This is a genomic window from Moheibacter stercoris (assembly GCF_040545805.1).
Taxonomy (GTDB): Bacteria; Bacteroidota; Bacteroidia; order Flavobacteriales; family Weeksellaceae; genus Moheibacter; species Moheibacter stercoris.
The window spans coordinates 14,847-28,525 of sequence record NZ_JBEPMO010000026.1; the positions used below are offsets into that span (position 1 = coordinate 14,847).

Sequence of the window (13,679 nt, forward strand, 5' to 3'; positions counted from 1 at the left end):
TAAAAAAGTTTCACTTTTTTTATTTTGAACAGTTACTTATAGCTTCATCGGATTATATTTTTTTATGTTCAACATTCTGTTTGGTAAAATTACCGCTAACACACAAATATACGCAATAAACTCTAATTATCCAACATTGAAAATCAGTTGGTTAAACGTGCAAGAGTTGCGCATTTTGTGTATTTTTATAGTCTAACTATTTTTACCATGTGGACACCTTTTAATAACTTTACATTTGAACTCGGATTTCATCGTAACAAAAATGTCATCTGGATCAAATTCCCTATATCAAATGAGGGAATTCATCATGTCAAAAAAATTCCCCAAGTTAAATGGAGTCAATCCCAAAAAGCATGGTACGTGCCCGATAAGCAAGCTTTTAGAGAAATTTTCAAATTGCCAGACTCACCAATTGTAGGTAAAATTGTCCTTCAGAAAATTCATTCCATCAACCATTCCGCTTTTGAAGCCTTTCAAGAAGAATTAAAACTCAAAGCCTATAGCAAAAACACACAAAAATTATATTCATTAGAATTCGCACAATTTCTATCAGCAATCAAAAATCATCCTGTTGAGAAGTTTACGCCAGACAGAATCCGTGGCTATATGCTATACCTGATTCAAAACCAACAAATTTCAGAAACACATCTCAATAGTCGCATAAATGCTATAAAATTTTATTATGAAAAAGTACTCAAAAATGATCGTTTTTTTGTCGATATACCGCGGCCCAAAAAAAAATTATTGCTTCCCAAAGTCTTTAGTATAGAAGAAGTCAAATCCATAATTGAAAAAACAGAAAACTTGAAACATCGGTTGCTTCTTAAGTTTGGATACGGTATGGGACTTCGAGTGAGTGAAATTGTTAAAATCAAAAAAAATCAAATAGATTTCAATCGTATGCAAGTTCTCATAGAGCAGGGGAAAGGTAAAAAAGATCGATATGTAAATTTACCTTATACACTTTTAGCCGACCTTACAGAATACTTCAAAATCTATAAAACATCTGTCTATTTGTTCGAAGGTTCGTTTGGTGAAAATTACAGTATACGTTCAGCACAAGCAGTATTTTATCAAGCAAAAAAACGTGCCGGTGTCGAGAAAGATGTAGGGATTCACGGTCTACGTCACAGCTATGCAACCCATTTGTTGGAATATGGCACCGATATACGATTTATTCAAGAATTATTGGGACACCAATCCATCAAAACAACAATGAGTTATACCCATGTCTCCTTACGAAACAAAATGACCATAAAAAGTCCATTGGATCATTTGTAAACGAATTCTCAAATCATCCAACTCTCAACACCCTTGATCCTGAGCGGTGTCGAAGGGCGGTCTCTGAGTAAAGTCGAAGTGTGGTCCCTGAGCGGAGTCGAAGGGCTAAAACTTATACCTCAATTGCAACAAGAAATATCTTCCCAAAAGTTCACGAGTATTGATGACAGTCTGATTGGATTTCGAATCAAAAGATGAATTCACCAATTGATCATTTCCTAAAATATTTCCAGCAATAAACGTCAAATAGGTACTTTTTGCAACATGGAATCGCAAAGAAGCATTCAATGCCTGATTTTCATTGATCAATTCATCGTTCTGGTATTGAATTCGGTAGGAATAATCCGATTGCAACAAGAATTTATCAGTAATCGACCAAGCTGCTTTGGCAAACGGACGCCAAGTAACAAAATCAAAATCGGTCACAGACTCAAATCGACTCGTCAAATAATTCAATCCCAAATCCAATTCCACTTTCTTTTTGAATTTGAACGTATTGGTCAAGGTGTAATTTTGTGTAAAAGCCGTATTGTTCACCCAATTTTGCTCCATCGTTCCATCGGTTGGATTGATGCTTGAAATATTGGTGAAATAATCCATGAAACTCAAATTAGCATTGGCATTCAAGGAATAGAAACGATTAAATCTTTTTCCACCACCAAAATACAAGACCAAATTTTGATCATCTTCTGTATTGTTAATCAAAGAATTGAACTGAGTAGGAGGTACCAATTCAGACGAAGTTTGCATATTGTCGATGCTTCGTACATACGTTCCACCCACATACAAATGCAAGAAACTAAAGGAATTATAATAACCATAACGCAAGCTTAGGTTATGATACAGCGATTCTTTTAAATCCATAAATCCTCTGTAAATCGAATAATAATTTTGCACTTCGTAACCATCAGATAAATTCACCAAATTGGGCAATTTGTATTCTTGGTTGTATTCCAACACCACATTGTGCGCATTTTTTACATTCACATCCATTTTAAAATGTGGAATGAATTTCGTCAAATTTGTCGAACGATTTCCCGTTAAGAAATTCGATTTCGAAGCGAAATTATGAACACCTGCACCCACATCAAATTTGAATGCACCAAATTTTCGGGTATAGGTCAAATCTGCATACAATTCCGTGAAATCCAAATTGGAATCTGTTTGGAAATTTTCATTCGTAATCAAATCATTACCTTCAAAAATGGAATTGGTCAAATTCTGCCAACTGAAATTCGATCCCAATTTGAAACGTAAATTACTCGTATTGGTCAACAAATGATTGTAAATCCCATACACCTGAAAGTTTTGGGTTTGCAATTGTCGATCCTGACGCAAATTATTGAACGCCAAACTATCAATCACAACTGGAATCATCGAAGAACTTATGTTCATGTTAGGATCATCTTGCGATAGTTGATGACGCAAATAAATCCCCAAATTATGATCTTTTCCTATTTTTCTGATGTAGGACAAATTATGTTTCAATCCATAACCTGTATTGTTTTGAAAGAATCTTGTATTTCCAAGAGAATTTCCATTCAAGAATCGATCGGCCAATTGTTCCGATTCATTTTCGAAATAATTAAAATTCAATCGATATTTGATTTGCGAACGAGAATCAGGCGTATAGTCCAAACGGAAACGACCCATTGTCGTCAATAAATTTTGATCATTCTTCTGTTCGTCCAAAAAGTTCAATCCTTCGCTGATACGTTCTTGAGTTGAATTAAAAGCCAAATTATTTTGGTTAAACAAGACAAATCCATTGGTGTAAATCTTTTTGTTGGGTTCGTATCCAAAGTGAACCGCTCCGATCAAAGAATTCATTTCTGCAGCATCGTTGGCAGAACCAAGCATGACGTTTCGTTGCGATTCACGCAAGGAGAAACTACTTCCTTCTTCCATCAATTCCCTAAATCCGCCAAAAAAGGAAACATAATCTTCATTGGTGAAAACTTCCTTTCCATAGGTGTTGTAATCGGCGATAAATGTTCCATCGGTTTTCGGCGAGAAATAAAACAATTTCGCTTGACCATCGGCATGTTCCTGAGCATCTCCACCCACCGTTACATTTCCAAACAACAAACTCTTTTTATCTTCTCGCAATTCAATATTCAAAATCGCTTCTTCATCGTCTGATAAAGAATTGGAGAAAGGATTGGCTTTAAACTTTTTGTTCAATTGGATTTTATCAATCGCATCAGCCGGTAAATTTTTGGTCAACAATTTGGTATTTCCGCCCAAAACTTCACGATTTCCCACTTTGATGGTCGTAATTTCCTTTCCTTCGTAGTATACTTTCCCATTTTCAACCTGCAAACCAGGCAATTTTTTCAACAAATCTTCCAAGTTTTCATCGGCTGCCGTACGAAAAGAATTCGCATCATATTCGATTGTATCTCCTTTCACAGTAATTGGTTTCTTCGCTTGAATTACCGCTTCTTGCAGAGAAATTGTAGATTTATTCAACTTAAATTTCAAGGATTTGGTTCGATCTACCAATACCGATTGCGAAAAAGATTCGTATTCTACATGTTCCACTTCTACATCATAGGTTTCACCACAAGGAACCGCCAATTCAAAATGCCCATCTACATCAGTAAACGTAAAAGCAACACCTTCACTTTTTGAATTGAAAGCAGAAACAGCCGCATCATACACCGGAAAGCCAATGCTGTCACGGATTTCGCCACGCAATTTACAATCTTCTTGTGCCTTTGCCATTCCAGCAAAACCTAACAAAAAAACTAGAATCAAAATAGATTTATTCATCATATGGAAGTTTCAGTATATGTAATCAATACAAGCCTTTTGTTACATTTTTGAAGCTATTTTTCATTTGGGCGACTCTCGTTGGATAGCTAACTAATGCGTTTCCAGACTTATTTTGCCAACGAGAACGGGCTCTCGGCACTCGCTTCTCGTCCGCCGCGGCAGACGAGAGAGCTCAGACAAATGCCTCCATCCCTGTCGCGAATAAAGTTCAAAGTTTGGGGAACATCATGTCAATGAAACTTAGGAAGAAATGTTTTGTCATGATTTTTGCCGAGCAAAAATACACGCCAAAACGCCCCAGAAATCCTTTAAGTGATCTGATTTATTTGAGGTTTGAAGTTTATTATTGGGAGTTGAATGAATTAATTAATCTCTTTCCACGCCGCCTTGATGCATTTCCTTCATTTTTTCAGATTGTTTGAGAATAAAATCTTTAAATTCCTCTTGGGTTACCTATTGACCTTTTGTAGGTTTTTTGATGGGTTCTTGATTTTTGTCCACCGAGATGGATTCTGCTAAGAAAATGGTTTTTTCTGGGGAATCATCCATAAGCCTACTTACTTCCAATTCCAAAATCAATCCAGGTAAACCTTGGTATTCGGCAGGTCCATTTTTATAAGGCAATTTCGGCGCGTACCAAGCCACAATAGAAGAAGTACTATCAATGATTGCCTCCGCTTTTCTTACTTCATATCCTAAAATCTCTTTGGATTCTTTGGATATTTTCCAGTCGTATTTTTTTAATTCATCTCGTACCAAAAAGCTTTTGGAAAAAGCATCTTGCGAACGTAAACTCTGTTGTTCTTGTAGGTTTTTGTACAATATACCAGTTCCACCACCGTACATGACTACAAGAACTCCGCCTGGCTCTTTTGGTTGTTCATTTTGAATTCTCTCTTCCTGTTGAAAAACAGATTCATTCTGGTCTATTCGTAAATGATAATAAGTTGGACGCGTCATCGATTCAAGAATTGCTTTTTCGAACTGTTTGACATCAACATTGGAAGTGCTATTTGCGCTAAATTGTTTCATCATCGCATCTGCATCTACTTCCATTCGGGATTCATAATTGACCATTAATTTGTCTTGCGCATTTAAAACTAAACTAGCGCCAAGGGTAAAAAAGGAGATAAAAAGGTTTTTCATGTGTTAGATTTTTTTCGAAATTAGAATTTTTATCATGTTGAAAATCGTAAATAACGAAATTTTAACAACAATTGGTTATCTTTTAATGAAATTATAATGAATTGACTTTCAATGATTCAAGTGATTTATAAGAAAAAACACCTTATAAAATTCTCCACCCTTTAGGGTCGGGGAAGAGAATTTTGTTCCAGCCTTTAGGGTCGGGGAAGAGAATTTTGTTCCACCCTTTAGGGCCGGGGAAAAGAATTTTGTTCCACCCTTTAGGGCCGGGGAAAAGAATTTTGTTCTACCCTTTAGGGCCGGGGAAGAGAATTTTGTTCCACCCTTTAGGGCCGGGGAAGAGAATTTTGTTCCACCCTTTAAGGCCGGGGAAGAGAATTTTTTCCCACCATTCTTTAGGATTGGGGTAGAGAAGTAAGATTTGAAAAATTCCACTTATTTTTAATTAAAATTTAAGCGATGTCAAATACAACAAAAATTCAACATATCGAAAACGAACAAGGCGGGAAATTCTTTGTTTATTACGACAACCAAGAAGCCGGATTTATTCAATACGAATGGTTGCCAAATGGAAATTTCAAAGCCAATGGAACCTTGGTCTATGATGATTTTCGCGATAAAAAATTAGGCAAGCCTTTGTTTGATGCTTTGATGAATTTTGCTCGCGAAAAAAACGTCAAAATCTATCCGACTTGTCCATTTGTCGTTTTATCGATGAAACGAGATGCTTCTACCCATGATTTATGGGCCGATGATTACAAAGCAGAAAATGGACTATAAACAAAAACCTCTTAAAACTTTCGTCTTAAGAGGTTCCTTAAAAAAATTATAGTTGAAAAATGTTTTAATTGGCTAAAATGCTTTCATTTTCCTTGTCCAAATAACTCTGTACAATATCAATTGCATTGGTCACAACATCACTCAAAGCGGTGATGAATGTTCCATCTTTTGCATTGTTAATCGCATGTTTGATGGCTTCAATTTCCTTTGGAATAATTTCATAGGTAATATCAGCATTGGATTCTTGGATTCCTTCCAAAATCAAATTGATGATTTCTTCTTCGGTTCTTCCGCGTAAGTGCTTTTCTTGTCTGATGATGATATGATCAAACATTCGTCCAGCAATTTTCCCACATTCCTTGATATCCTCGTCGCGACGATCTCCAACTCCGGCAATGATTCCAATTTTATGCGGAGAATCTACATTGGACAAGAAATCTTCGATTGCCATATATCCTTTTGGGTTATGCGCAAAATCAATCATTACTTGAAAATTCTTGAAGTTGAAAATATTCATTCTTCCAGGCGTTTGAGCGGCACTCGGAATGAACGTTTGCAAGGACAAACTCAAATCTTCTGAATTGAATCCGCTTAAATAACCTGCCAAAGTTGCGGCAAGGGCATTGGCAATCATAAATTTCGCTTTTCCTCCAACAGTCAAAGGAATTTGCGTCACACGTTCGATACGGATTTTCCAATCGCCTTTTTTGATCGTTACATAACCATTTTCATAAACAGCCACAATTTTTCCCGCTTTGGATAAGGCCTGAACATGCGGTTGATTTTCATCTAAACTGAAATACGCAATATTGCATTCCAATTCTTTGGCGATTTTTAAACAATATTCATCATCGGCATTCAATACCGCCCAACCATCATTCTTGATGCTTCGGGCAACTACGCTTTTGACTCTGGCTAAATCTTCCAAGGTATGAATGTCATTCAAACCTAAATGATCTTCTTGAATATTGGTAATCAGACCAATGTCGCATCGGCTGAAACCTAATCCGGAACGTAAAATTCCTCCACGAGCGGTTTCCAAAACAGCAAATTCAACGGTTGGATCTTTTAATATATATTCCGCACTAAATGGTCCAGTTGTATCTCCTTTTTCCAACAAATGGTTTTGAATGTAAATTCCATCGGAAGTGGTAAAACCAACTCGATAGCCTTTATTCTTGACCATATGGGCAATTAATCGGGTAGTGGTGGTTTTTCCATTGGTTCCTGTCACTGCAATAATTGGAATACGACTTGGTTTTCCTGGCGGATACAACATATCAATTACCGGAGCCGCAACGTTTCTTGGCAATCCTTCAGAAGGAGCCAAGTGCATACGGAATCCAGGAGCCGCATTAACCTCTAGAATCACACCACCGTTTTGTTGCAAAGGTTGTGTCAAGTTTTCAGCCATAATGTCGATTCCACAAACATCCAGACCGATGATTCGTGAAATTCGCTCCGCTAAAAAGATGTTTTCAGGGTGAACCATATCGGTTACATCAACAGAAGTTCCACCTGTACTTAGATTCGCTGTGGATTTCAAATAGACAATTTCACCTTTTTTCGGAACGGATTCTTCTGTATAACCCAATTTCGCTAACAAATCCAATGAATCACGATCGATGGTGATTTCGGTTAAAACATTTTCATGTCCATATCCACGTCTTGGATCTTGATTTTCTATTTCGATTAATTCAGCAATGGTATTTTCGCCATTTCCCACAACATTTGCTGGAACGCGTTGTGCTGCTGCTACCATTTTATGGTTGATAACCAAAATTCGGAAGTCATGTCCTGTGATGAACTTTTCTACAATGACTCTTCGTCCATATTTTTGTGCATGTTCCAATCCAGATTTTGCTTCCTCCAATGTTTTGACATTGATCGAAGCGCCTTTTCCATGATTCCCACCCAAAGGTTTGATCACAATTGGAAATCCGATTTTATCAATGGTTTCAATCAAATCCTCTTCATCTACACAAATCGATCCCGAAGCAACGGGAACAGAAGAGTTCTCCAACATTTTTTTGGTGTCTTCTTTGTCACAGGCAATATCTACGGCAATATTGGACGTATTACACGTAATGGTAGCTTGAAAACGCATCTGATTCACTCCATACCCTAATTGTACCAAAGAATTGGTTCCTAATCGGATCCATGGAATGTCTCTTGCAACAGCTTCTTCTACGATACTTCCCGTACTTGGCCCCAATCGCACACGTTCACGAATCTCTCGCATTTTTTGGATATCGGCTTCTAAATCATATTCGGTTCCATCAATTAAGGCTTGAGCGATTCGTACGGAAGCTTCAGCGGCGTAAATCCCTACATTTTCTTCTAAGTAACTAAAAACAACATTGTAAACGCCGGGTTCTTTCGTCACACGAGTTCGACCAAAGCCTGTATCCATTCCCGCTAAGGTTTGGATTTCCAAGGCAATGTGCTCGATCACGTGCCCCATCCAAGTTCCATCATCTATACGCATGAAAAATCCTCCTCTGACTCCTTCGGAACATCTATGTTCAATCAAACTTGGTATTAGGGCTTCGATTCGTTCTCGAAATCCCTCAATTTTATTGGTAGGTTTTTCTTCGAGCTCTTCTAAATCCAAACGCATTTGAATCAATTTTTTGCGACGAACGCTCCAGATGTTAGGTCCCCTGAGGGCTTGAATTTTCAGAATTTTCATATGTAATAGTTTAATGGTCCTTGAAGACATGTGTTTCCATAAAATTAACCAAATTTTTGAATTATAATCAATGGAAAATCAATTTCTTGAAAAAATGTTATTATTTCATAAGGAATAGTACTAATTTGGTATTTGAATTTATTTTTAGATTTGCCAAATGAATATAAAAGGAAAATTAATCATTATTGGGGGGGCGGTCGATAAAGGGAGTTTCACCGAAGTTAGCTTCGATGAGAATGTTGCCAATAATCTTAATTTCTTTGAGAAAGGAATTTTGAAGCGCATTTTAAAAGAATCCAAACATGGAAATGATTCAAAAATTGAAGTCATTACAACCGCTTCAACCATTCCATTGGAAGTAGGTGCAGAATACATCAAGGCTTTTAATTATTTAGGTGCGAATAATGTCAATGTTATGCACATTCAAAAACGTGATGAAGCCATTCAAGAAGATATTTTAAAACGTGTAGAAGAAGCCGACGTAGTGATGTTCACAGGTGGTGATCAATTGCGTTTGACGTCTATTTTGGGCGGAACTAGATTTCATAAAATTTTATTAGACAAATACCAGAACGAAGATTTCATTTATGCTGGAACTTCAGCAGGTGCTGCAGCATCTTCTGGAAGTATGATTTACCAAGGTGCGAGCAAAGAGGCTTTATTAAAAGGTGAAATCAAAATCACAAGCGGTCTTGGTTTTATTGATGATGTGATTGTCGATACCCATTTCGTACAACGTGGTAGAATTGGTCGTTTGTTTCAAGCGGTAGTAACCAATCCGATGGTTTTAGGAATCGGTTTAGGCGAAGACACCGGATTATTGATCAAAAACGGAACGCAAATGGAAGCGATTGGATCGGGATTGGTTATTTTGGTAGATGGACGCGAAGTCAAAAATACCAATTTAACAGATGTAGCATTAGGTGAACCTATATCCATCAACAATATGATTGTCCATGTTTTAAGCCAACATGATACGTATGATTTGTCCACAAGTGTGATGGGAATTCATGGGGAATCGGTTAAAGAAATTAGCTAAATGAAAATCATTGTTCATGGTGGATTCTTCAGCGAATCGCATACCAATCACGAAACCAAAGTTGCCAAACAAGAAGCATTGAAAAGAATCGCTTCAGAATCATTTGACTATTTGAAAACTCATACGGCTGTAGAAACGGTTGTATTTGCTGTATCTTTATTAGAAGATGACGAATTGTTCAATGCGGGAATCGGTTCCCAAATTCAAAGCGATGGGAAAATCCGAATGAGTGCTTCTTTGATGAATGGTACTACCCAAAAAATGAGTGGAGTAATCAACATTGAAGAAGTGAAAAATCCGATTCAAGTGGCTGAAAAACTAATGGAAGTTGATGATCGGATTTTAGGAGGAGAAGGAGCGAAGAATTTTGCCAGACAAAACGGATTTGAGGTTTTCTCAACCGAAATTCCGCAAAGGCGAGAAGAATATTTGGCGAAAAAAGCTTCCACAGGAACAGGAACTGTTGGTTGTGTGGCGCTTGACACAAATGGTGAATTGGCCGTAGCAACATCGACAGGAGGAAAGGGATTTGAAATTCCGGGACGAATTTCCGATTCGGCAACTGTCGCTGGGAATTATGCAAATGAACATTGCGCGGTAAGTTGTACCGGAGTTGGAGAAGATATAGTGAGTGGAGCCGTGGCAACCAAAATTGTTACCCGAGTAACCGACGGATTTTCTATTTCAGAGGCTTTTCAAAAAACATTTGACGAATTGAAACCTTACGATGGATTTGCCGGTGCAATCGCAATTGACAAAAAGGGAACGATCTATCACCAAGATTCTCATCCGTCTATGGTTTTTGCCTCTTTTGATGGCGAAAATTTTGAGGTTTTTCAATAAAAACAATCGGTTTCTTACCTGATAAATCTCATGATTTTAGAAGTTTAGATTTATACCTATTTGACTTTTAGTCGGTTAGTCGGCTTATAATTCTTTTGTATTTATCAATTGTTTTAACTTATCAATAATGATCGTTTTCGTTGTTTTCAAATACTACTTTTGTAGGAGTAAAATAAAACACGAAAATTATGTCATTAGTAGGAAAAAAAGCGCCATTATTTGTAGCACCAGCAGTTTTAGACGGAGAAGAAATTGTTTCTGATTTCAAATTACCAATTGGAGAAAAAAACATTGTTTTATTCTTCTATCCAAAAGACTTCACTTTTGTGTGTCCAACAGAATTGCATGCATTTCAAGCAAAATTGGCTGAATTCGAAAAAAGAGATGCTGTTGTAGTTGCAGTTTCAACAGATTCAGAAGAAACTCATTTGGCATGGTTAAATACAGATAAAGATAACGGAGGTATTCAAGGTGTAACATATCCTGTAGTTGCCGATTTAGCGAAAACGATCTCTATGGATTATGGAGTTTTGGCTGGAGAATACGTAACCGATTATGAAACAGATAGAATCGTTTTTGAAGGATTGCCAGTAGCGTATAGAGGAACTTTTATCATTGATAAAAATGGAATTGTTCGTCATGAAACCATCAACGATTTGCCGTTAGGAAGAAACATTGACGAATATGTACGTTTGTTAGATGCTATTTTACACGTGGAGAAATTTGGAGAAGTTTGTCCAGCAAACTGGGAAGAAGGAAAAGCAGCGATGAACGCTACCAAAGAAGGTGTTGCTGAATATTTATCATCTAACGTAAACATGAACTAAGATGTTTGTAGAATTAACAGAAGATAACTTATCAGAAGTATTGAATCAAAATTCAAAAGTTTTGGTCCAATTTGGAGCAGGATGGTGCGGGAATTGTCGTTTATTAAAGCCAAAAGTAAAACGCTTGGCTGAGGCAAATCCAGAGATTCAGTTTGTATATGCAGACGCAGAGAAATTTCCTGAAAGCCGTAAATTGGCTGAGGTAACCAATTTGCCAACCTTTGCCATTTACAATCAAGGACAATTTGTCAATCAAGTAGTTACATCCAAAGAAGAACATTTAAAAGAAATTTGCAATGAAATTGCCAGTTTATAAAAATTTGGCCAAATCGGCTAGTTTAGAAGCAATGGAAAATGCTTTGGAAGTATTGGAGATTTATGCAGACTCTCCTGCAGTGAAAGATGATGAAAGAGATGCGATAGGAGAAATTATTTCCAATATTTGTGGAGCAATGGAAATGAAATCTATGATTGATGGAGGAATGAGTGAACGTGATGCTGCCAATCAATTTATGCAACGCGTTTTAGGCTCCATTGACAAATAAATTCAATAAGTACAACATATGAAAAACCCAGAAAAAATTTCTGGGTTTTTTTAATTCCAAAAATGACGAAATAATAAACTGATTGATGTCATTAACATTTTTTTTAAATCTTGTTATTTGGTTGGTTTTAAGCTAGATATTCGATTCATAAATATACACTATGCGCGCATAGTATTTCCTTATCGGAATATCCTTTCTAGGGTGATTTATGGGTCTATATTTGCAGTGTTAAAGAAGGAATTATAAGAGATTATAGTTTAGGTTAATAGGGTTAGGGAAATAGGATGTGAGAGTTCTATCAACTAATTCGAAAGTAGTTTTTTCATAGTAAGTTGATTTTAACCCGAAAGGTAACTTTCGGGTTTTTGTTTTTTCAAATTTAGCAAAATTTCTGAATTCACAAAATTTTCAAGAAAATAGGGATAGATTCGGGTATTTCCACTTAAAATCACGAAATTCGAATTTTAAATGACAGAAAACCTATGAGCTTTCAATCGATACTTGACAACGATTTCTATAAATTCACTATGCAATATGCAGCGGTGAAACTTTATCCTGACACCATTGCCAAATATGAATTCATCAATCGAGGAAAACATGAATTTCCAGATGGATTTGGAGAAGAATTGAAAAGGAGAATTCATGATATGTCCAAACTGGCTTTAACACAAGCCGAAAAGGAATATGTCAAAAAAACATGTCCTTATTTGAATTCTGCCTATTTAGACTTTCTACAGGGTTATCGATATGATCCTTCAGAGGTGGAAGTTATCCAAAATGGATCTGATGTTGAGGTGAAAATTCAGGGGTATTGGTACCGTACCATTTTATGGGAAGTTCCAATTTTATCTTTGATTTCGGAATTATTTTACGAATTGACAGGCCTGGAAAGAGATTCTGATGAAAAAGTTATTGAAACTGTTGTTGAGAAAACCAATTCATATAAAGAATTGGGAGTTAAGGTTGCTGAATTTGGAACGAGAAGAAGACATTCGTATCAAGTCCATAAATTGGTTGCCGAAGCGTTGAAGAATTCAGGAGAACCCAATTATGTGGGAACAAGTAATGTTCATTTGGCTATGTTGACAGGCGTAAAGCCGATTGGAACTCATGCACATGAATGGTTTATGTATCATGGCGCTCGATTTGGATTCAAAGTAGCCAATGGAATTAGTTTGGATCGTTGGGTGAATGTATATCATGGTGATTTGGGGATTGCGTTAACTGACACCTATACAACGGATGTGTTTTTTACACAATTCAATAAGAAATTGGCCAAATTATTTGATGGTGTTCGTCACGATAGTGGTGATCCGATTGAATTTGCAGAAAAGACAATCGCGCATTATGAACGAATGGGGATTGATCCTTTGCATAAAACCATCATTTTTTCAGATGGACTGAATATGGAAAAGGTTAAAGCGATTTCAGAAGCTTTAACAGGACGAATTGGAATTTCTTTTGGGATTGGAACCAATTTGACCAATGATGTGGGCGTAAAACCGATGAATATTGTCTTGAAATTGATATCCATTGCAGAACCCGACATTCCTTGGACCAATGTGGTGAAGCTGTCCGATGAAAAGCATAAACATACAGGAGATGAACGTATGATTCGATTGGCAAAGGAAATTTTGGAAATCGATTAAGAATAAAAAAGAGGCTGTCTCAAAAGACAGTCTCTTTTTTATGCTTAATATTTTTTTTTTTGCTTCTTGGATATTAAAATTTCATTTTTCTAGCTTAAA

The 13,679-nt window shown here is 36.7% G+C and carries 11 protein-coding genes; 8 read left to right on the forward strand and 3 right to left on the reverse strand.

The window, feature by feature from the left end:
* Nucleotides 1-207 precede the first annotated feature (207 nt).
* Nucleotides 208-1,281: a tyrosine-type recombinase/integrase gene (locus ABID46_RS12845; RefSeq protein WP_354510742.1), complete on the forward strand. Its 1,074-nt coding sequence runs from the start codon at nucleotides 208-210 to the stop codon at nucleotides 1,279-1,281.
* Nucleotides 1,282-1,386: 105 nt separating this feature from the next.
* Here the strand turns inward: ABID46_RS12845 and ABID46_RS12850 are convergent, their stop codons facing one another.
* Nucleotides 1,387-4,059, reverse strand: a complete 2,673-nt coding sequence (locus ABID46_RS12850; RefSeq protein WP_354510744.1) for a TonB-dependent receptor — start codon at nucleotides 4,057-4,059, stop codon at nucleotides 1,387-1,389.
* Between the two features lie 453 nt (nucleotides 4,060-4,512).
* Nucleotides 4,513-5,205, reverse strand: a complete 693-nt coding sequence (locus ABID46_RS12855; protein WP_354510746.1) for a GLPGLI family protein — start codon at nucleotides 5,203-5,205, stop codon at nucleotides 4,513-4,515.
* A gap of 459 nt (nucleotides 5,206-5,664) precedes the next feature.
* Between ABID46_RS12855 and ABID46_RS12860 the strand changes: the two genes are divergently transcribed.
* Nucleotides 5,665-5,985 (forward strand): GNAT family N-acetyltransferase, encoded by a 321-nt coding sequence (locus ABID46_RS12860; protein WP_354510747.1) that lies wholly within the window; start codon nucleotides 5,665-5,667, stop codon nucleotides 5,983-5,985.
* Nucleotides 5,986-6,049: 64 nt separating this feature from the next.
* Here ABID46_RS12860 and cphA read toward each other — a convergent pair whose 3' ends face one another.
* A complete protein-coding gene (gene cphA, locus ABID46_RS12865; protein ID WP_354510749.1) occupies nucleotides 6,050-8,677 on the reverse strand; it encodes a cyanophycin synthetase in 2,628 nt (875 codons plus the stop codon).
* Between the two features lie 157 nt (nucleotides 8,678-8,834).
* Between cphA and ABID46_RS12870 the strand changes: the two genes are divergently transcribed.
* The 6 genes from ABID46_RS12870 (at nucleotide 8,835) to pncB (ending at nucleotide 13,580) form a co-directional block, all read left to right on the forward strand.
* A complete protein-coding gene (locus tag ABID46_RS12870) occupies nucleotides 8,835-9,716 on the forward strand; it encodes a cyanophycinase (protein ID WP_354510751.1) in 882 nt (293 codons plus the stop codon).
* On the forward strand, nucleotides 9,717-10,559 hold the full coding sequence (locus tag ABID46_RS12875) for an isoaspartyl peptidase/L-asparaginase (RefSeq protein ID WP_354510753.1): 843 nt from the start codon (nucleotides 9,717-9,719) through the stop codon (nucleotides 10,557-10,559).
* A 188-nt stretch (nucleotides 10,560-10,747) separates the two neighbouring features.
* Entirely contained in the window at nucleotides 10,748-11,386 is a 639-nt protein-coding gene (locus ABID46_RS12880; protein ID WP_354510755.1) for a peroxiredoxin, read from the forward strand.
* Nucleotide 11,387: 1 nt separating this feature from the next.
* Complete coding sequence (locus ABID46_RS12885; RefSeq protein WP_354510757.1) at nucleotides 11,388-11,702, forward strand: thioredoxin family protein; 315 nt, start codon at nucleotides 11,388-11,390, stop codon at nucleotides 11,700-11,702.
* Nucleotides 11,683-11,931, forward strand: a complete 249-nt coding sequence (locus ABID46_RS12890) for a DUF6952 family protein (RefSeq protein WP_354510759.1) — start codon at nucleotides 11,683-11,685, stop codon at nucleotides 11,929-11,931. Before ABID46_RS12885 ends, ABID46_RS12890 begins: the two co-directional genes overlap by 20 nt.
* A 482-nt stretch (nucleotides 11,932-12,413) precedes the next feature.
* Nucleotides 12,414-13,580, forward strand: coding sequence for a nicotinate phosphoribosyltransferase (pncB, locus tag ABID46_RS12895; RefSeq protein ID WP_354510761.1), 1,167 nt, complete (start codon nucleotides 12,414-12,416; stop codon nucleotides 13,578-13,580).
* The last annotated feature ends 99 nt before the right edge of the window (nucleotides 13,581-13,679 follow it).